Consider the following 20,524-nt stretch of genomic DNA (forward strand, 5'->3'; position numbering starts at 1 on the left):
GCCCTCGTTCGTGAGGCGTATATAGTCGCCACCCCGACAAACTGTCAACACCGCTTTCTCAAGTTTTTGAACTTTTTACGACAGAAATTTCGAGCGGGTCCTGTCGATAGCCGACTGCCGTAGGGGAACTGGGCACAACAGGAGGAGGAGGCACGAAGGAGCCCTATTGCCGCCGCATTGCCGTTCGACACCAAGGCCAACAAAGAGGCGCGAGCACAGCCGTGCAATGGCCTCTTTATGAGCCTCGTAAGGAAGCGCGCGACAAGCCTCATAGATAAAGGCACACCGCCCGCTTTTCACAGCGCTCTATAAGAGAAGTGCACGAGGGGAATTCGACCGGGGCCTGAGGCTTCGTTGACTTAACCTGCCGTGACAGGCAAATGTCATGGCCACAACAAAAGCGACAAGCCGTTCCGCCCGGGGAAGAAGCAGCCTTTCTGGATGCCAGATACGGAAGATGTCATAGCCGAACTCGGCAATGAGCCGCCGCTTATCGCGGACGGTCGCAGCGGCCCGCCCGATCGGCGCGAGGTTTCTGCGCGCTGGCTGTCGGGTACATTCCTCACTGGCGTGACCTCGAGCGTTCTGATGGGCGTCGCGCTGTTTGCCGCGCTTGACGGGCGCCAGCAACTGGCGACCCCACCCGAGATCGCGGAACTGATCGGCCTCGCCAGCAATGGCGATTCCGGCGAAGTGGCAAAAACGACCAGACTGGTGGCGCCGCGTCAGATCGCCAAGGCCAAGGACCGTCGTCGCATGGAAGTGTCGATGGTCACCAAGGTCGGCGACCGCGATGTCATCCACACCATGCCTTTCGTGCAGATCAAGATGGCACTCGCCGCCGGCCACACCACCAGCCGGCCCTACCCGCCTTTCGACCCGATGCAAGTGTTCGGCGACGACGGCGACGATACATCGGCGCAACCGGCGACGGCCTCGGCCGCTTCCGGCCAGATCTACGGCGCCAAGGTCGAAAGCGAAATGAGCCTGAAGACCGTCGACTTCCCGATCGAGACGGCTTCCTTCGACGAAAAGAGCGACCTGTCCGCCGACGAGGTGGAAAAGGTGGTGCGCGAGGCCGGCACCGACCTCAGCGACGGCGCCGTGCAGGTGGCTTCACTCCATTATGTCGATCCGCAGCGATTCGGCGAAGCCTTTGCCGAGAGCATGGCCGGCTCCTACGACGTGAAGATCGTGCCGGAAAACGTCTCCGTGTCGCCGCGCGCCAACGCAGACGACAAGGCGCCGGCTTTCGCCGAGGAAATCATCCCCTTCACCAAGGACACCGACCTCACCGAGGCCTTTGCCGACTCGGGCTATACGGGCGACGATGCCACCGGCATGGCCGAAGCGATCGCCAAGCTGCTCAACGCCCCGGCGCTCAAGGCAGGAACCGTGCTGCGTGTCGGTTTGGAGGTTCATGGCGACGCCGCCAAGGTCGTGCGCACCAGCGTCTACGACAAGACCACGCACATCGTGACCATCGCACTCGACGACCGCGGCCAGTACGTGCCGGCGCAGGAGCCGGAGCCCAATCCCGAATTGCTGACGGCGTTCGATGATTCGTCGGCGCCGGTGGTGGTGCGTGGCAATCTGCCCAACGTCTATGACGGAATCTACCGCGCCGCCTATTCCTACGGCATGTCCAAGGCGATGACCCAGCGGCTGATCAAGCTCCTGGCGTCCGATGTCGACTTTCAGTCCCGACTCAATCCCTCCGACCGCCTTGAAGTGCTGTTCTCGCAGCCTGATGGCGACGACCAGACGTCGGACAATTCCGAGCTTCTCTATGTCTCGGCGACGTTTGGCGGCACGACGCGCAATTTCTACCGCTTCCAGATGCAGGACGGCAGCACGGACTATTTCGACGAAGACGGCTCGAGCGCTAGGCAGTTCCTGCTGCGCAATCCGCTGCCCGCCGGAAAATTCCGCTCCGGCTTCGGCGCCCGCAAGCATCCGATCCTCGGCTATGTCCGCATGCACACCGGCGTCGACTGGGCAGCTCCGATCGGCACGCCGATCATCGCCGCCGGCAATGGCGCCATCGAGAAGGTCGGCTGGGCCGGCGGCTATGGCAAGCAGATCATCATTCGCCATGCCAATGGCTACGAGACCTCGTACAATCACCAGAGCGCCTTTGCCAAAGGTATGGAGCCCGGCGTGCACGTGCGTCAGGGCCAGACCATCGGCTATCTCGGCCAGACCGGCCTCGCCACTGGCCCGCACCTCCACTACGAACTGATCGTCAACGGCACCAAGGTCGATCCGATGCGTGTGCGTCTGCCGGTCGGCAAGGTGCTGAAGGGCGACGATCTCGTCGCCTTCAAGCGCGAGCGCGAGCGCATCGACGATCTGCTGAAACAGGAAGATGGCAATTCGCTGAAGGTCGCCAGCGCCAAGATCGAAGGCTGAGTCTCAGCCTTCGTCCTGCCGAGGTTCGGCGCGCCGCGACCACGGCAGCGCTTCGCCGGAAATGGTCGTCCATGCAACGACAGCGGAAAGTAGGCACAGCAGCGCCGTCACCGAGGAGACGGCGGAAAAAGCCGCGTCGCTGGCTGCGATCCTCGTCGCATCGAGTGCCGGCGAAAGTCCTGCTGGTGGCAGTTCGCCGAAACCAGGCACGCCGGGCGCGGCATTTGCCTCCAGAGCATAGGCGTAGATCCAGGCAGCAAGCGACCCCATCGCCGCCACCGCGATCAGACCGCCGATGCGTGAGACGGCGTTGTTGATGCCGGAAGCCGCGCCGGTGTCCTTGTCTTCCACCGCCGTCATGATCGCGGTCGACAATGGCGACACGACCAACGCCATGCCGAGCCCCATCAGCGCCATCAAGGGAAAGATGCCCGTCCAGAAATGGTGAAAGCCGGCATGGGCGAGCAAGGCAAGCCCGGCGAAGGCAATCGCCACGATCAGGCTGCCGCAGGCAATCGGCAAACGTGGCCCGATCCTGTCCGACAGCTTGCCGACGGGTCCCGACAAAAGCGCGATCGCTGCAGACAGCGGCAGGAAGATGAAGCCGACCTCGGCCGTGCTCACCTCCCAGCCGGCGATCAGCAGCATCGGCAAGTAAAAAAGATTGGCCGACAGCGCGAAATAGAGGAAGAAAGTCGCGACATTGGCGCCTGCGAAAGCACCGATGCGAAACAGGCTGAGGTCGATCATCGGCTCGCGTTGCCGCCGCTCGAACAAGATGAAGACGACAAGCAGCACGGCGCCGGCGGCAATGCTTGGACCGGCCATGCGGCTCTCGCCGCTGGCGCTCATCGAAGTCAGCCCATAGGCGAGCGCGCCGAAGGCCAGCGTCGCAAGCGCACCACCGGCAAGGTCGAGGCTGCGTTGCTCCGTCGGCGCATCGGCCGGAATCTTGGCAAGCAGCAGATAGATCGAGATCAGGCCGAGCGGCAGGTTGACGGCAAAGATCGCCCGCCAGATGCCATCGCCGAAGGCCGACAGCACCAGGCCGCCGAGCACGGGGCCGAGAGCGGTGGTCAGCGCCGAGGCCGCCGCCCAGATGCCGATCGCGCGGCCGCGTTCCTTCTTGGGATAGGCCTTGGCAATGATGGCGAGACTACCTGGCACCATGATCGCGGCACCGATGCCCTGGAGCGCGCGAAACGCGATCAGCACGACAGCGTTCGGCGACAGCGCGCAGGCAAGCGAGGTGGCGACGAACAGCGCAATGCCGGCAACGAAGGCTCGGCGCAGCCCGAACCGGTCGCCCGCGGCACCGCCGGCGAGGATTAGCGCCGAGAGCGTCAGCGCGTAGGCATTGGAAATCCACTGTGCCTCGACAAGGCTGGCGCCGAGGTCGACGCGGATCGCCGGCATGGCGATCGCCAGGATCGATCCGTCGATGAAGCCGAGCGCCGAGGCCAGGATCGCCGCGATCAACACATAACGCCGCTGCGATTGCGGGCAGAACGTGCCGTTCGCGACCGATGCGGTCAGCGGAATGGCGGCGGCTTTATCGGGTGAATGCATGCCATCCTAATTAGATTGCCGGCGCGCCGGCAACAACCAGCCAGAGGCTTGTTGTCCTTGAAACCAGCCATATTGCCAGGGATCGCATCTGCCCCGATGCAAACCGCGGCAGTCATGCTAGTTTCCCAGGAGCCGCGGGCAGGAGAAATCGATGAAGCGTCCACTCGAAGCATCGGTTGAAGGGCGCGGCCGTATTGTCGGTATCACCGATGGCGTGTTCGCCATCGCACTCACGCTGATCGTGCTCGAGATCAGGGTGCCGGCACATGAGGCCATCCATTCCGAACACGATCTTCTCGTCGCCGTCGCGGCATTGGCGCCCCGCTTCCTCACCTATGCCTTGAGCTTCCTGACCCTGACCATCTTCTGGTTCGGCCAACAGGCGCAGCATGGTTTGATCGCCAAATCCGACAGACGGCTGGCCACGCTGAACCTGTGCTTTCTCGCCTTCATCGCGCTGTTGCCGTTCTCCACCGATCTGCTGGCCGATTTCCTCGAATTCCGGACCGCGGTGCTGGTTTACTGGCTGAACCTGCTGATGCTCGGCATCACTCTGTTCGCCAGTTGGCACTATGCGGTGAAGTGCGGCTTTGTCGCGGAAGATGCCGGCGCGGAAACGAAACGCACGGTCTACCTGCGCATCGTCAAGGCGCAGGTTCTGTGGGCGGTCGGGACCGCACTCTGCCTGATCAACCCTTTGCTCAGCGTCGGCTTCATTCTGGTCGTGCAGTTGATCTATGCCGCGGCGCTACGCGGCTCATTGCTGCGCAACGTCATCGGCTGAAGGTCCGCCAACGAATTCCACGGTAACGCCTGGCGACACTAGCTTGGCGAGCTCGCGCGCGTCCCAGTTCGTCAGGCGCACGCAGCCATGGCTTTCAGTCTTGCCGATCTTCGACGGCTCGGGCGTTCCGTGGATGCCGTAGGTCGGTTTGTCCAAGGCGATCCAGACCGACCCGACAGGTCCGTTGGGGCCTGGTGGAACGGTAAGAATCTTGTCGTTCTCGCCCTGCTTGAAATTGATGTTCGGATTGTAGGTGTAGTTCGGGTCGAGCGCGATGCGCGACACGGCGTGGATGCCGGTGGGCGACGGCGTGTCCGCCGAGCCGATGGTGGCGGGATAGGCTGCTACCAGCTTGCCGCCCGCATCGTAGGCGTACACCTCCTTCTTGGTCTTGTCGGCGACGATGCGCGCGACCGGCGTCGACACCAGCTTGCCGAAATTGGCGACCTTGATGATCGTGCCGGGGCGGTTGAAGTCGAGGCCCTTGTTGATCGACTTCAGATAGTTCTCGTCCATGTGGAAGCGCTCCGCCAGCGCCTCGGTGACAGAGGTGTAGCACATGCAGTTGAGCTGCGCCTTCTGGCTGTAATCTTCCGGTATCGACGCGACATAGGGACCGGCTGCATCCTCTGCCGTGATGGTATAGTTGGCGAACGCGTCGCCGCCGGATTGCGAGAGTGCCGACTGGATGCCGACCGCATCGGTCGATTTGAGGCTGCTGCCGTTGATCTGGTTGTAGGCCGCCAGCGCCTTGTCGACATTCGAACCGAAGCGTCCGTCGATGACGCCAGGCGAAGCACCACCCCGGTCGAGCAGCACCTGCAGTGCCGCGACATCCTGGCGTGCGCCCAGCGAAAGCGACGGATCGACCGACGTCTTGCCGCCAACATTTGGCGGTAGTGCCGCCTGATCGGAGGGCGCCGCCTCTTCCGTCGGAACTGCCGGCTGGAGAGGGTTTATCGACGCCTCGTTCAGCGGCTGGCGCTGGATGGTGTGCGGCTGCGGCGCATCGGGATAGTTGCTGTCGTAGTTGCCGTCGTCCTGCGGCGCCGGCGGATAGGCATCGACGGAATTGTTGCTGTCAGGATCATATTCGTCGGCTGGCGGCGGGATGACTCGTCCTTCCTCTTCCAGTTGCTTGCGGCGGAAGCGGGCCATGTCCTGGGGATCGTCGAGATAATAGCGGTCATCGGCGGGGGCACGGCCTAGTTGACGCAGCCTTGTCTCGCGGCGTAGCGCCCGGCGGTCAAGCCGTGTCTGCGGCGGCTGGATGGCGATTACCTTGCCGGTATCCGCATCGACGATGACGCGATTGCCCCTGGCGTCGTAGTAAATATCGAGATTGCCGTCCTGGGCGAGCAGAATGCCGCCGCCCTCGGCCGTGCAGACAGGCTGGGCAGCGCCGTCATGCGTCGGCGCCGCGAACGCGTTGGAAAACACCAGTCCCGCAACAAGCGCCGAAAGGGTGAAGATAGTGCGCAGCATAGTGGCGAAACTCTCCGGTCCGTATGTGCCGCCGCCCGGCATTGTGCAGTTCGGCGAACCCCTTCGCCAGCAAACCAGTTGCCCACCATATGGTTCCAACATGAACCGGGCATGAAGATGGCGGTTTGCCAGCGCCTCGAGGAATATCAGCTAGCCTGCCGCCAAGCCCAATTCCTTGCGCGCCTGCTTGGTCAGCTTCAGGGCAACCAGGCGATGACTCTCGCGCAAATAGTCCTTCAGCGCACCATCATCCATGCTCTGGCTTGTCTGACGCTGGATCCACTTCATGCCGCGGGAGGCAAGATAAGGCGCTGGCCGCAGGCCTGGCTGCTCCTTGAGCACGTCATAGGCGATGTCGGAACATTTGAAAGTGACGAAGAGCTGCCGACCCTCATCCCAGCCACCGATCGCGAAAACCTTGGTCCCGACCTTCCAGACATGGGCGCCGCCCCATTGCACCACGTGGTTCGTTGCAGGCAGCGAGGCACAGAAGCCGTTGTAGTCGTCCAGCGTCATCCGGGCTCCAGTGACATGAAAACGCCGCGTGCCCACACTGGGCACGCGGCACTCTAAAGCGCGGCGCGCTGCAGATCTTTGGTTTAATGCATGTCGTCGTCCCAAAACCGAGGTCGCTTTTGGGCAACATGCACCGATCAGGCCGCCGCCTCGGCCGCCACGATCGTCGGCTTGGAGCGGAAATTCAGCCGGTCGGAACCGGCCGTGACCTTGACCGTCGAGCCGTCCAGGATCTCGCCGAGCAGGATCTTTTCCGCCAACGGATCCTGCAGCTCCTTCTGCATCACCCGCTTCAGCGGCCGGGCACCATAAGCGGGGTCGTAACCCTTGGCCGCCAGCCACTCGATCGCCTCGGGATCCAGGGACAGCGTGATCTTGCGATCAGTCAGCAGGCTCTCCAGCCGCTTGAGCTGGATCTCGACGATACGGTCCATGTCCTTGCGGCGCAGCCGGTGGAACAGAATGACCTCGTCGACCCGATTGAGGAACTCCGGCCGGAACGATGCCCTGACCACGCCCATCACTTCGTCACGCACGGCGTCGACATCCTGGTCCTCGCCGAGATTGACCAGATATTCGGCGCCGAGATTCGACGTCATGATGATCAGCGTGTTGCGGAAGTCGACGGTGCGGCCCTGCCCATCGGTGAGTCGGCCGTCATCGAGCACCTGCAACAGAACGTTGAAGACATCGGGATGCGCCTTTTCGATCTCGTCGAACAGCACGACCTGATAGGGCCGGCGCCGCACCGCTTCGGTCAGCGCACCGCCTTCCTCATAGCCGACATAGCCCGGAGGCGCGCCGATCAGCCGGGCGACGGAGTGCTTCTCCATGTACTCGGACATGTCGAGGCGCACCAGCGCCGTCTCATCGTCGAACAGGAAGTTGGCCAAAGCCTTGGTCAACTCCGTCTTGCCGACGCCGGTGGGCCCGAGGAACATGAACGAGCCGATCGGCCGGTTCGGATCCTGCAGGCCCGCGCGGGCACGCCGCACCGCCTTGGAAACCGCCTGCACCGCCTCGCCCTGGCCGACGACACGCTTGCCGATCTCGTCTTCCATGCGCAACAGCTTGTCGCGCTCGCCCTGCAGCATCTTGTCGACCGGAATGCCGGTCCAGCGCGACACGATATGGGCGACGTGGTCGGGTGTGACCACTTCCTCGACCATGCCGGCCTTGCCGTCCTGGGCCTCGGCCGCCTTCAGCTTCTTTTCCAGTTCCGGAATCTTGCCATAGGCAAGCTCGCCGGCGCGCTGGAACTCACCCTTGCGCTGGGCAATGGCAAGGTCGTTACGCGCCTCGTCGAGCTGCTTCTTCAAATCGGCCGCAAGCCCAAGCTTCTGCTTCTCGGCCTGCCACTTCGACGTAATCTCGGTCGATTCTTCCTCCAGGCCGACAAGTTCCTTTTCCAGGCGGGCGAGCCGGTCCTTCGAGGCTTCGTCCGTCTCGACCTTCAGCGCCTCGCGCTCGATCTTGAGCTGCATGATGCGGCGGTCGATCTCGTCCAGCGCCTCAGGCTTGGAATCGACCTGCATGCGAAGCCGCGAGGCGGCTTCGTCGACCAGGTCGATCGCCTTGTCCGGAAGGAAGCGGTCGGCGATGTAGCGGTTGGACAGCGTCGCCGCCGCCACTAGCGCCGAATCGGAGATACGCACCTTGTGGTGCTGCTCGTACTTCTCCTTCAGGCCGCGCAGGATCGAGACCGTGTCCTCCACCGTCGGCTCGTCGACGAAGACGGGCTGGAAACGGCGGGCAAGTGCGGGATCCTTCTCGACATGCTTGCGGTATTCATCGAGCGTGGTGGCGCCGACGCAGTGCAGTTCGCCGCGCGCCAGGGCAGGCTTCAGGAGGTTCGACGCATCCATGGCGCCGTCCGCCTTGCCGGCGCCGACCAGTGTGTGCATCTCGTCGATGAACAGGATGATGTTGCCACTGGCCGAGGTGACTTCGGAGAGCACGGCCTTCAGCCGCTCCTCGAATTCGCCGCGATATTTGGCACCGGCGATCAGCGCGCCCATGTCGAGCGCCATCAGTTGCTTGTCCTTCAGCGATTCCGGCACGTCGCCATTGACGATGCGCAGCGCCAGGCCTTCGGCGATCGCCGTCTTGCCGACGCCCGGCTCGCCGATCAGAACCGGGTTGTTCTTGGTGCGGCGCGACAGCACCTGAATGGTGCGGCGGATCTCGTCGTCGCGGCCGATGACCGGATCGAGCTTGCCCGCGCGTGCGTCCGCGGTGAGGTCGCGCGCATATTTCTTCAGCGCGTCATAGCCTTGTTCGGCACTCGCCGAATCGGCGGTGCGCCCCTTGCGGACGTCGTTGATGACCTGGTTCAGCGCCTGTGCGGTGACGCCGGCCTTGGCCAGGATTTCGGCCGTCTTTGCCGATTTCTCCATGGCAAGCGCCTGCAGCAGCCGCTCGACGGTGACAAAACTGTCACCGGCCTTCTTGGCCAGGTCCTCTGCGGTCGAGAACACCTTGGCCAGCGGCTGCGCCAGATAGAGCTGGCCATTGCCACCCTCCACCTTGGGCATCGCCTCGAGCGCCGTCTCGACGCCGAGTTTGACGTCACGGACATTGCCGCCGGCACGCTCGATCAGCGACGCGGCCAGACCCTCGTCATCGTCGACGAGGACTTTCAGAATGTGTTCGGGAGTGAATTGCTGGTGGTTCCGGGAGAGCGCCATCGTCTGCGCGGACTGGATAAAGCCGCGCACGCGCTCGGAGTATTTCTCAAGGTTCATATTTGTCTCCTTCCATCACCGGCCCGCTTTGCGGCACCGGATCAGATTGCGGTGACGGATCCGCCCATTCGAGCCGGATCCTGTTCAGGCCAGATATGGTGCATAGGACGGGGTGTCTCAAGACGCCTTGATGTCGGTCAATCCATATTATTCCCCGAGCATCCCAACCAAAACGGCGGAGATTGCTCCCCGCCGTTCGATGTCCTGCAGTGCCGCTCGATCAGTTGTCGATGTCGGCGATCACGGGTTCAGCGCTACCGCTTTCGCCCGGAGCCGCGGTCGTCTCACCGGCATCCGCATTGTCGCTGCCGCCCTCGACCTGATCGGGATTGGCGCGCGGACGGCGCGGGCGCCGTGGGCGGCGGGCCGCACCGCTCTCGGCGGCCGCCTCATTGAGTTCGGCCTGGGCGGCCAGACCGGCTGGCGAGAAATTCTCGAACCGTGGAGCCGGCTCTGCTGCCGCGACAGTCTCGGACGGTGAAGCGGGCACTGCCTGGACTTCTGTCTGCCCCGAGGCCTCGTTGCGCTGCTGCTGGCCGCCTTGTTCGGCTGAAGAAGCATAGTCGCGCTGGCTGTTTTGGCCGTAGCCGCCGTTAGGGCGGCGATCGCGATGACGCCCGCCATCGCGGCCGCCATTGTTGCGCCCGCCACCGTCACGCCCGCCACCGTCACGGTTGTCGCGACCGCTTTCCCGGTTCAGCGCAACTTCCGCCGGCATGCCCTCGATCACTGGCTGCGGGCCGGCGCCATGGTTGACCACCGGAATTTGCGGATCGGAACCGGCGTTGCCGCTGCTATTGCCCGCCCCGCTATTGCCAGCCCCGCTGTTGCCGGCCCCGCTGTTGCCGGCATTGTCGAACTCGTCGCGATCCTCATCGCCGTCCTCATCGAACTCGTCGCGCGACTGCTGGACGTTCTGGATCGGCATCTGCGCCTGTGCGGCGGCAATGATGCGGTTGTAGTGTTCGGCGTGCTGGAGGTAGTTCTCCGCCATCACCCGGTCGCCGGAGCTTTGCGCGTCACGGGCCAGGGTGGCGTATTTTTCGGCGATCTGCTGAGCCGATCCCCGGATCTTCACGTCCGGGCCGTTGCTCTCGTAATTGCGCGTTAGCGGATTCGGGCCCTTGCGGTTGTTGTTGTTGTTATTGTTGTTCCCACCGCCGCCGCCATTGTTGTTGCGACCGCGCATGCGCCTGTTCTGCTGTTGTGGCCTCATTCGACTCTCTTCATCTTGAAATTTTCGAAAAACTCTTCACGAACGGAGGCGCTCATGCAGCCAGCCGTTTCGTTTCTTCACCGGCGTTCGCCCGCATCGATTGCGTTGGCGCCACGTGCCATCCTGTTCCGGTTACATCACTTGCCGGACGATTCCCGCACGAAGCTTGGGCGTCGTTTGCGCAAGAAGGCAGCTATATCCAAGGAAACCGAATCGCTAAGAGCACTGCCTGCTTCGTCTCATCCGGTTAGGCGACCCTAGCCGCATTCCCCGGTATTGCCAAGCGCTTTTTTTGCACTGCGTCAAGACGTTGCCCGCTGAAAAACAAGAACCCTGTCGTTTCCGCCGAGATCGCCAAACACCTCGCCGCCCGCGTAACCGGCCGCGCGAAATATATCGTCGACGTCGTTGCTTTGTGTGTGGCCGATCTCGACCGCAATTCTGCCTTCGGCTTCCAGAAATCTTGCCGCCTCTGCGGCGATGACCCTATAGGGGTTCATCCCATCAACGCCACCATCCAGGGCAACATGCGGGTCGAAATCGCGGACCTCGTCCTGCAGATTTCCAATCTCTTGAGTTGGTATATAGGGAGGGTTTGCGGCAATTACATGGTACCGCCCGGAAACTTTTTCGAACCAGTCCGATTGGACCGTCGTGAACCGATCGCCGAGCCCGAGCTGCCCGGCATTGCGGGCCGCCATTGCCAGCGCGCCGGCGGAAATGTCGACACCGGTGGCCGTCGCGGCCGGCACGACGCTCAGCAGCGCCAGGGCGATGGCGCCCGTCCCGGTGCCGAGATCGAGGATGCGGCATGCACCCTCCCGCGCGACCATTGCCTTGACGAAGGGCAGCACCGCCTCGACCAGCGTTTCGGTGTCCGGCCGCGGCTCCAGCGTCTCCGGCGACAGCGACAGCCGCAAACCGTAGAATTCGCGATAGCCGAGGATGCGATGCACCGGCTCGCCACCGGCTCGCCGTCTCAGGGCGCCGTCGATCGCGGCGACGGCGCCGCCGTCGATCTTGCGCTCGGGGTCGGCAGTGGCCTGCGTGCGCGTCGTGCCGGAATAATGCTCGACGATCAGCCGCGCATCGAGCGCGGCATCATCGATACCGGCCGCGGCAAGCCTGGCCCGCGCCTTCCGCAGCAGCGGCCCCAGCGCCTCGGGCGGATGGTCAGCCATCGAGGCCTATATCGGCCAGCAGCTTCGACTGGTGATCGGCAATCAGCGCATCGATGACTTCATCGAGTTCACCCATCATCACCCGGTCGAGCTTGTAGAGCGTCAGGTTGATGCGATGGTCGGTGACGCGGCCTTGCGGAAAATTATAGGTGCGGATGCGCTCCGAGCGGTCGCCGGAGCCGACCTGCGACTTGCGCGATTCGGAACGCTCCTCGTCCGCCTTGCTGCGCTCCATGTCATAGAGCCGGGCACGCAGGATCTGCATGGCCTTGGCCCGGTTCTGGTGCTGCGACTTCTCCGCCTGCACCACCATGATACCGGTCGGCAAATGGGTGATGCGAACCGCGGAATCGGTGGTGTTGACGTGCTGGCCGCCGGAGCCTGAGGCGCGCATCGTGTCGATGCGGATGTCCTCGGCCCTGATGTCGATGTCGACCTCTTCCGCTTCCGGCAGCACGGCGACTGTGGCGGCGGAGGTGTGGATGCGCCCGCTGGCCTCGGTTGCGGGCACACGCTGGACCCGATGCACGCCGGACTCGAATTTCAGATGGGCAAACACACCCTTGCCTGAGATCGTGGCGATGATTTCCTTGAAGCCGCCGGCATCGCCGTCGCTTGCCGATACCGTTTCGAACCGCCAGCCGCGTTCGGCGGCGTAGCGCTCATACATACGAAACAGGTCGCCGGCGAAAAGTGCCGCCTCGTCGCCACCGGTGCCGGCGCGGATTTCGAGGATGGCGTTCTTGTCGTCGGCGGCATCCCTGGGCAGGAGCAGGATCTGGATGTCCTTCTGCAGCGCCTCGATGCGCTCCTCGACGCCGGATAGATCGGCTTCGGCGAGCGCCCGCATCTCGGCGTCGGTGCCCTTGTCGGCGAGCATCGCTTCGAGGTCGGCCTGCTCATGCTCGGCCGAGCGCAATTCCCTGACCTTGGCCACCATGTCCTGCAATTCGGCATATTCGGATGCCATCTTCACATAGGCATCCGGCGCCGGTCCGGCCGACATCTGCGCTTCGAGCATCTCGAAACGCTTGACGACTTGATCCATACGATCGCGGGGCAAATTGACCATGATGACGTGCTACAACGGGATCGAGCGGTCGTCGGCAAAGGCCTGCAGCAACGCTCGCATCGGCAGCCCTTGCGCCGGCGCCATCAGATTGTCGTCGAAGAAAGCCTCCAGTTCCTCCAGCGGCAGCTCGGTCAGCATCGCCTTGACCGGGCCGATCGAGGCTGGCGACATCGAGATCGAGCGGAAACCAAGGCCGATCAGCGCCATCGCCGAGATCGGCTTGCCGGCGAGTTCACCGCACAGGGTGACGGGCGTATGGTTGCGGGCGCCGGCGTCGGCGATCTGCTTGAGCACGCGCAGGAACGGCGCCGACAACGTATCGAAGCGGTTTGCCAGTTGCGTGTTGCCGCGGTCGACCGCCATGACGAACTGGAACAGATCGTTCGACCCGACCGAGACGAAGTCGACCGCCTTCATCAATTCGTCGAGCTGGAACAGAAGCGACGGCACTTCCAGCATGGCGCCCAGCTTGAGACTGGTCGGCAGATGGTGGGCGAAGCGTGAGAGGTGCCGCACCTCGCGGTCGACGATTTCGCGCGCCTGGGCGATCTCGCCAAGCTCGGTCACCATCGGCAGCATCAGCTTGAGCTCGCGCCCGCCGCTGGCCTTGAGCAAGGCGCGGATCTGGGTGCGCAACAAGCCCGGCCGGTCGAGCGTCAGGCGGATCGCCCGCCAGCCGAGCGCCGGATTCTCTTCCTGGATCGCGCCCTTGAAGTAGGGCAGCACCTTGTCGCCACCGATGTCGATGGTGCGGAAGGTGACCGGCTTGCCGCGCGCGGCCTCGAGCACGTCGCGATAGAGTTTTTCCTGGGCTTCGGCGCGTGGAAAGGTCGAGGCGACCATGAACTGCAGTTCGGTGCGGAACAGGCCAATGCCGGCAGCGCCCGACTCGACCAGCTGCGGCAGGTCGACGGCAAGCCCGGCATTCATCAGCAGATCGACCTGGACACCGTCCCTGGTCGTCGACGGCTTCTTGCGCAGCTCGCGGTAGACCTCCTGGCGACGCGCCCGGAACCGCACTTTTTCGGCATAGGCGGCTTCGAGATCGGATTGCGGCCGCAGATGGATCGCGCCTTCCTCGCCGTCGACGATGATGGGGTCGCCGTTTTCCGCCATGGAAACGGCGCCCTTCATCTGGCCGGCGACGGGTATTCCCATGGCGCGAGCGACGATGACGACGTGGCTGGTCGCCGCGCCATCCTCCAGCACCAGGCCGCGCAGCTTATCGCGGGGATAGTCGAGCAGTTCAGCGGCGCCCATCGAGCGGGCGACGATGATGGCGTCCTTCGGCAGCGAGGCCGCGACATCCTCGGGTCCACGTCCCATCAGCTGGCGCAACAGCCGGTTGGCGAGATCGTCGAAATCGCTCATCCGCTCGCGCAGATAGGGATCGGTCATGTGCAGCATGCGGGCGCGCATGTCGCTCTGCACCTTTTCCACCGCCGCCTCCGCTGTCAGGCCGTTGCGGATCGCCTCTTCCAGGCGTCGTACCCAGCCGCTGTCGTTGGCGAACATCCGGTAGGCTTCCAGCACCTGGCGATGCTCGCCCTCGAAGGCGACATCGCGGCGCTCCAGCATGTCGTCGATCGAGAGCCTGAGCGAACCGAGCGAGGCTTCGAGCCGCCGGACCTCTTCCTCGCTGTCCTCGTTGAACAAATTGGTGACGACGATGCGCGGCTCGTGCAACACGACATGGCCAAGCCCGACGCCGTCGTTGAAAGACAGGCCGGTGAAGCTGACGGGCCGGCGCAGGTCGAGTTCGAGGCCAGGCCGGGTCAGCCGCGCCAGATCGCCGGTGGCGATCATCTCGGCGATGACCATGGCGGTGGTTTCCAGCGCCTCGACCTCGTCGTCGCGGTAATGGCGCATGGTCTTGTTCTGGACGACCAGGACGCCCAGCGTGCGCCCTGCCCGCAGCACCGGGACGCCGAGGAAGGAATTGTAGATCTCCTCCCCGGTCTCCGGCAGGTAGGCGAAGGCCGGGTGTTCCTGCGCGTTGGACAGGTTGAGCGGCCTGGCACTTGCCGCGATCGTGCCGACCAGGCCTTGCCCCAGCCGCAGCTGCGCCAGGTGGACGGCGTTCGGGTTCAGACCTTCGGTGGCGTAGAGTTCGAGCACCGAATCGGCGCGCAACACGTAGAGCGAGCACACTTCGGCGACCATATTGGAGGCGATGTCGCGCACGATACGGTCAAGCCGCTCCTGCGGCTCCAGCGGCTCCTGCATGAGCTCGCGGAGCCGCTTCAGCAAAACGCGCGGGCCGCTGGCCTGGTCACGCATCGCGGCTTCTTCTCCAATGAAACACCTGCCGGCGCAGTTTCCGCCGCGGCCGGCATGCACGCAACAACTGATTCAGTCTTGCTACTGCTTATCCAGACCGTAGACGGAATGCAAAGTGCGAACCGCAAGTTCCGTATACGGACCGTCGATCAGTATCGAAATCTTGATCTCGGAGGTGGTGATGGCGCGGATGTTGATCGCCTTGTCCGCCAGCGCCTTGAAGGCGGTGGCGGCAACACCCGCATGGCTCCTCATGCCGATGCCGATGACCGAAACCTTCGACATGCCGGCCTCCGACTGCACGACATCGTAGCCGATCTCGGCTTTCAGCCGGTCGAGCACGGCCAGCGCCTTGTCGACATCGCCCGACGGCACGGTGAAGGTCATGTCGGTCAGCTTGCCGTCCTCGGAGATGTTCTGGACGATCATGTCGACATTGATGTTGGCCTCGGCCAGCGGGCCGAAGATGCCGGCGGCGACGCCTGGCCGGTCGCCGACACGGCGCAACGAAATCTGCGCCTCGTCCTTGGCGTAGGCAATTCCGGTGACGACCTGCTGTTCCACGATCTCTTCCTCGTCGCAAATGAGCGTTCCCGGAGGATTGAGCAAATCCCCCATTCCGGGCGCATCGGGATCGTCGAAGGACGACCGCACGAAGGTGCGCACCCTGTGCACCATGGCAAGCTCGACCGAACGCACCTGCAGAACCTTGGCGCCGAGCGAGGCCATTTCAAGCATTTCCTCGAAGGAGATCTTGGCCAGCCGGCGCGCCTTGGGCTCGATGCGCGGATCGGTGGTGTAGACCCCGTCGACGTCGGTGTAGATGTCGCAGCGGTCAGCCTTGACCGCCGCGGCTATGGCAACGGCACTGGTGTCGGAGCCGCCGCGGCCAAGCGTTGCGATGCGGTTGTCTGGCCCGATGCCCTGGAAACCGGCGATGACCGCCACCTGCCCTTCGCCGAAGCGCTTGACCAGGAAGGCGCCGTCGATGTCGAGAATGCGCGCCGCGCCATGGGCGTTGTCGGTCTTGATCGGGATCTGCCAGCCCTGCCAGGAGCGCGCATGCACACCCATGTTCTGCAAGGTGATGGCAAGCAGGCCGGCGGTGACCTGTTCGCCGGAAGCGACGACCGCGTCATATTCGCGTGCGTCATGCATCGGTGAGGCTTCGCGCGTCCAACCAACCAGTTCATTGGTTTTGCCGGCCATCGCCGAAACCACCACCGCCACCTCGTGGCCGGCGTCGACCTCGCGTTTGACGTGACGCGCCACATTGCGGATGCGGGCGATGTCGGCGACGGAGGTTCCGCCGAATTTCATCACGATACGCGCCATGGAAGCGAAATGCCTTTGACTGGAGTCGGCCCGAGGCCGAAAACGGGGAAAAGCGCCCGGCTGGCGCCGGCCGCTGAATGCGCGGCCTCCTTAACCAAATGAGGAAGGTTTCGCAAGGCTGACGGCGAATTGCGTAACAAAACGGCATATTGCCTTCCAGGCCGGCGCCGCTTACCAAATGCTGCCCGGGGGAATTCCTTTTGGTTCGGCATAACAGATGATTGCTCGTCTTCGGCGCGCCATTCGATTGCAGCCGCTCCCGATTATTGCCGGCTTCGCCACGCTGGCGCTGATCGTCGGCGCCCGTGCCGTGCTCGTCGAGAGCCAGAGGGCCAATCGTGCCGCCGCACGCGACACAATCGAATACCAAGAGCAGCTTTCCGGGCTGCTTTCACTGGCGCAAGACGCCGAGAGTGGTGAGCGCGGCTACCTGCTGACCGGTGAAAAATCCTATCTGGAGCCTTACCGGAGGGCCGTCGAGGCAATTCCGGGACAACTGGCACGGATCGACAGCGCGACTGCTCCCGACGATCAGATCGCCCAGCAGATCGGCCACATCAAGGCCGCGCTTTCAAAACAGCAGGCTGAGCTGGCCGAGACCATAGCTCTCTACGATCGAGGCGATGCGGCAAAGGCCCTGCAATTGGTCCGCAGCGGCCAGGGCAAGTCAGCCATGGACGACATCCGCGCCAGCATGGATACGATCCGGCGTATTGGCGCCGCCGCAGTGGCCGCGCGCGACGAGCATACCGACCAGGTCGAGGCCTGGTTGCGCATCGGCTCGCTGGCTGCGTTGCTGGGGATTTTCCTGCTTGGCGTCTACACCATCCGTCAATCCCGCCGCCGCTTCCGCGAGGTGGTCGTCGCCCAGGAAGAGCTGATGCGCAAGAACATCGAGCTCGGCAACGAGATCCAGACGCGTGAAAAGGCGGAATCCCAGATACGCCAGATGCAGAAGATGGAAGCCGTCGGGCAGTTGACCGGCGGGATCGCCCACGACTTCAACAACATGCTGGCGGTCATCCTCAGCGCCATGAACCTTGCCCAGCGCAAGCTGAAGCGAGGCGAACATGACATCGAAAAGCTCGTCGAAGCCGCGACGGACGCGGCCAGCCGTGCCGCCAACCTGACCTCGCGCTTGCTTGCCTTCTCCCGCCTGCAGCCTCTGGCGCCGCAGGTTGTCGACACCAACCGGCTGTTGACCGGCATGTCCGATCTTCTGCGCCGTGCCCTGGGTGAAGGCATCAGCATCGAAACCGTGCTGGCGGGCGGCCTGTGGAAAATCCACGCCGATCCCAACCAGCTCGAGAACGCGATCCTCAATCTGGCCGTCAATGCCCGCGATGCCATGGAGAATGATGGCAAGCTGACCATCGAGACCGTCAACAGCCACCTCGACGAGGCCTATGCATCGACGCACGCCGACGTCGCGCCTGGCCAATATGTGATGATCGCGGTTACCGACACCGGTGCGGGCATGTCGCCTGAGATCATCACCAGGGCCTTCGAGCCCTTCTTCACGACCAAGCCGGTCAGCAAGGGCACGGGACTTGGGCTGAGCCAGGTGTTCGGCTTCGTCAAACAGTCGGGCGGCCACGTCAAGATCTACTCCGAGCCCGGCGAAGGCACGACGATCAAGATCTATCTGCCCCGATTTTTCGGACCGGGAGAGCCGGCAGCGCCCGCCGGGCGCGAGAAGAGCGCTGTCAAGATCACCGAGACGATCCTCGTCGTCGAGGACGACGCCCGCGTGCGGGCTTCCACGACGGACGTCATGCGCGAACTCGGCTACACCGTCATCCATGCGGCGAGCGGACAAGAGGCCCTTCAGAAGCTCGCCGCGACACCCGGCATCGCCCTGCTTTTCACCGACATCGTCATGCCGGTGATGAATGGCCGCAAGCTCGCCGAGGAAGCGCTCGCGCGCAAGCCCGGGTTGAAAGTGGTCTTCACCACAGGCTTCACCAGGAACGCCGTGGTCCACAACGGCGTGCTCGATCATGACGTGCACTTCCTGGCCAAGCCGTTCACCATCGAGCAACTGGCGGCGAAGCTGCGCGAAGTGCTGGACACGAAATAGGCTGGCCTTTGGTTGGTCCAGTCACTTTGTCAGCATTCAAAATTGTTGCCTTGACATTCGATGCCTCACGCCCGACTTCCTAGCGTCCGAGGAGACCAACCGATGCCTGAGCCCCGACGATCGACGATCGATGCCGGAGAAGTGGAACGCTTTTCCGCCCTTGCCGCCGAATGGTGGAACCCGAACGGCAAGTTTCGTCCACTGCACAAATTCAATCCGGTTCGGCTTTCCTATATCCGCGACCAGATCGCGGCGCGCTTCGGTCGCGACCCGCGGGCTGCGCGGCCTTTCGAGGGCCTACGTATCCTCGACATCGGCTGCGGCGGTGGCCTTTTGTGCGAGCCGATGGCGCGACTCGGCGCCGATGTGGTCGGAGCGGATGCCTCCGGAATAAACATAGAAGTGGCGAAACTGCATGCCGCCGAAGGCAATGTGAGCGTGGACTATCGCGCTACGACGGCAGAAGATCTCGCCGACGCCAGCGAAAAATTCGATGTCGTCCTCAACATGGAAGTGGTCGAACATGTCGCCGACATCGACCTGTTCGTCGCCAAATGCGGCGAGATGGTCAAGCCCGGCGGCATCATGTTCGTGGCCACCATCAACCGCACGCTGAAGGCGCTCGGCCTGGCCATCATCGGCGCCGAATATGTGTTGCGCTGGTTGCCGCGCGGCACCCATCAGTTCGGCAAGCTGGTGCGCCCGGAGGAGCTGGAAAAGGCGCTTGGCGCCGCCGGCCTGACCATCATCGACCGCACCGGCGTCTCCTACAATCCGCTTGCCGACCGCTGGTCGCGGTCGAAGGACATGGACGTCAACTACATGGTGCTGGCGGAGAAGGGATCGGTCTGAACAGCCAATCCTCCCGCCGATACCCACGGCCGGAGCCGGAGGCGAGCTAAAGAAGCTTAGGCGGCCTGGTTCTGCGCCCTCGCAGCGGTCTGGCTCTGCGCCTTTGTGGTGATGAACACGCCGGCTGTGATGATGACGGCGCCGATCCAGGTCAGCGGCTGATAGTTTTCGCCAAGGAAGATCGTACCGGCAAACAAGCCGACGGCCGCCGCGACATAGCCGATCTGGCTGAGATAGACCGGACCGCCCACTGCCTGCAGCCGGAAGAAGAAAGCAAACATCGCCGATGCCGATGCCATCTGCGCCACTGCGGTGAGCGGCACGGTGCCAAGTTCGATGAAGGCCTTGCCTCCCAACAAGGTCAGGATGCCGACGAGCAGCATCGCCGCCGACGCCAGATGGCTGCCGACCGCGAGTTCGATAGGACCGGTCCCTTCCGGCCAGTCGATGGTGCGGTAGATGTTGCCGGCAGCGAGACTGACGGGAATGAGCAGGCCAATGATGACCCAGACGATTTCCGCCGGCTGGCCGGCCTCGCCACGCGTCGCCGCCACCATGACCGCGCCAACGAAGCCGACGGCGATGCCGGCGATGCCCAGCATGTTGGGGCGCCGGACACCGAGCAGGATCGAAAACACCAGCGTGACGACCGGCGACAGCGTGAACATGATCCCGGTGTAGCCTGCGCCCAGATGTGGAATGGCCGAAAACATCAGGAGATTGGGGACGGCATAGGACACGGCGGCGGTGACGAAGAAATAGCGCAGTTTATGCGCGGTGAGCCGGATGCGCTGGCCGCGCAGCAGCAATACGATAAGAAGCACGCCGCCGGCGCCGAGCGAGATGACGAAGGCCCAGACCATGGCCGGCACGCCGGCCGCCGTGGCGAGCTTGCCGAAAGGCAGCGTCAGGCCAAGCAGGCCGCCGGTGACGACCAACAGGCCGAGCGCCGAATCCCAGAGAAGTTTCATGATCGAGCCTTGTCGCGTGCGGCCCTT

The 20,524-nt window shown here is 63.6% G+C and carries 14 protein-coding genes; 4 read left to right on the top strand and 10 right to left on the bottom strand.

Annotated elements, in window-relative coordinates:
* The first annotated feature begins 441 nt into the window (after nt 1-441).
* The gene (locus FJW08_RS05095; RefSeq protein WP_181182842.1) at nt 442-2,412 is read left to right on the top strand and encodes a M23 family metallopeptidase; all 1,971 of its coding nucleotides are present in this window, start codon (nt 442-444) and stop codon (nt 2,410-2,412) included.
* 3 nt (nt 2,413-2,415) lie between these two features.
* Here the strand turns inward: FJW08_RS05095 and FJW08_RS05100 are convergent, their stop codons facing one another.
* On the bottom strand, nt 2,416-3,981 hold the full coding sequence (locus FJW08_RS05100) for an MFS transporter (RefSeq protein ID WP_140809367.1): 1,566 nt from the start codon (nt 3,979-3,981) through the stop codon (nt 2,416-2,418).
* A 151-nt stretch (nt 3,982-4,132) separates the two neighbouring features.
* On the opposite strand from FJW08_RS05100, the gene FJW08_RS05105 reads away from it, so the two are divergent.
* Complete coding sequence (locus tag FJW08_RS05105) at nt 4,133-4,765, top strand: TMEM175 family protein (RefSeq protein WP_140809369.1); 633 nt, start codon at nt 4,133-4,135, stop codon at nt 4,763-4,765.
* Here the strand turns inward: FJW08_RS05105 and FJW08_RS05110 are convergent.
* The 8 genes from FJW08_RS05110 to FJW08_RS05145 all read right to left on the bottom strand — a co-directional run bounded on the left by FJW08_RS05110 (nt 4,739) and on the right by FJW08_RS05145 (nt 16,594).
* Nucleotides 4,739-6,250, bottom strand: coding sequence for a L,D-transpeptidase family protein (locus tag FJW08_RS05110; RefSeq protein WP_140809371.1), 1,512 nt, complete (start codon nt 6,248-6,250; stop codon nt 4,739-4,741). The genes FJW08_RS05105 and FJW08_RS05110 overlap by 27 nt on opposite strands.
* Before the next feature lie 150 nt (nt 6,251-6,400).
* Nucleotides 6,401-6,766 carry an MmcQ/YjbR family DNA-binding protein gene (locus FJW08_RS05115; RefSeq protein ID WP_140754182.1) on the bottom strand — a complete coding sequence of 122 codons (366 nt, stop codon included), beginning with the start codon at nt 6,764-6,766 and terminating at the stop codon, nt 6,401-6,403.
* Nucleotides 6,767-6,903: 137 nt separating this feature from the next.
* Complete coding sequence (gene clpB / locus FJW08_RS05120) at nt 6,904-9,510, bottom strand: ATP-dependent chaperone ClpB (RefSeq protein ID WP_140754184.1); 2,607 nt, start codon at nt 9,508-9,510, stop codon at nt 6,904-6,906.
* 220 nt (nt 9,511-9,730) lie between these two features.
* A complete protein-coding gene (locus FJW08_RS05125; RefSeq protein WP_140754186.1) occupies nt 9,731-10,726 on the bottom strand; it encodes a DUF4167 domain-containing protein in 996 nt (331 codons plus the stop codon).
* A gap of 302 nt (nt 10,727-11,028) precedes the next feature.
* The gene (prmC, locus tag FJW08_RS05130) at nt 11,029-11,907 is read right to left on the bottom strand and encodes a peptide chain release factor N(5)-glutamine methyltransferase (protein ID WP_140809373.1); all 879 of its coding nucleotides are present in this window, start codon (nt 11,905-11,907) and stop codon (nt 11,029-11,031) included.
* Nucleotides 11,900-12,979, bottom strand: a complete 1,080-nt coding sequence (gene prfA / locus FJW08_RS05135; RefSeq protein ID WP_140809375.1) for a peptide chain release factor 1 — start codon at nt 12,977-12,979, stop codon at nt 11,900-11,902. The genes prmC and prfA overlap by 8 nt, the downstream gene beginning before the upstream one ends.
* Before the next feature lie 9 nt (nt 12,980-12,988).
* Nucleotides 12,989-15,259 carry a phosphoenolpyruvate--protein phosphotransferase gene (gene ptsP / locus FJW08_RS05140; RefSeq protein WP_140809377.1) on the bottom strand — a complete coding sequence of 757 codons (2,271 nt, stop codon included), beginning with the start codon at nt 15,257-15,259 and terminating at the stop codon, nt 12,989-12,991.
* Between the two features lie 81 nt (nt 15,260-15,340).
* Nucleotides 15,341-16,594: an aspartate kinase gene (locus FJW08_RS05145; RefSeq protein ID WP_015315600.1), complete on the bottom strand. Its 1,254-nt coding sequence runs from the start codon at nt 16,592-16,594 to the stop codon at nt 15,341-15,343.
* 217 nt (nt 16,595-16,811) lie between these two features.
* Here FJW08_RS05145 and FJW08_RS05150 point away from each other — a divergent pair, with 217 nt between their 5' ends.
* A complete protein-coding gene (locus FJW08_RS05150; RefSeq protein ID WP_246682214.1) occupies nt 16,812-18,674 on the top strand; it encodes a CHASE3 domain-containing protein in 1,863 nt (620 codons plus the stop codon).
* Nucleotides 18,675-18,776: 102 nt separating this feature from the next.
* A complete protein-coding gene (gene ubiG, locus FJW08_RS05155) occupies nt 18,777-19,526 on the top strand; it encodes a bifunctional 2-polyprenyl-6-hydroxyphenol methylase/3-demethylubiquinol 3-O-methyltransferase UbiG (RefSeq protein WP_140809379.1) in 750 nt (249 codons plus the stop codon).
* A 56-nt stretch (nt 19,527-19,582) separates the two neighbouring features.
* Here ubiG and FJW08_RS05160 read toward each other — a convergent pair whose 3' ends face one another.
* On the bottom strand, nt 19,583-20,497 hold the full coding sequence (locus FJW08_RS05160) for a DMT family transporter (protein WP_140809381.1): 915 nt from the start codon (nt 20,495-20,497) through the stop codon (nt 19,583-19,585).
* Nucleotides 20,498-20,524 lie beyond the last annotated feature (27 nt).

This window comes from Mesorhizobium sp. B3-2-1 (genome assembly GCF_006439515.1).
Classification (GTDB): domain Bacteria; phylum Pseudomonadota; class Alphaproteobacteria; order Rhizobiales; family Rhizobiaceae; genus Mesorhizobium.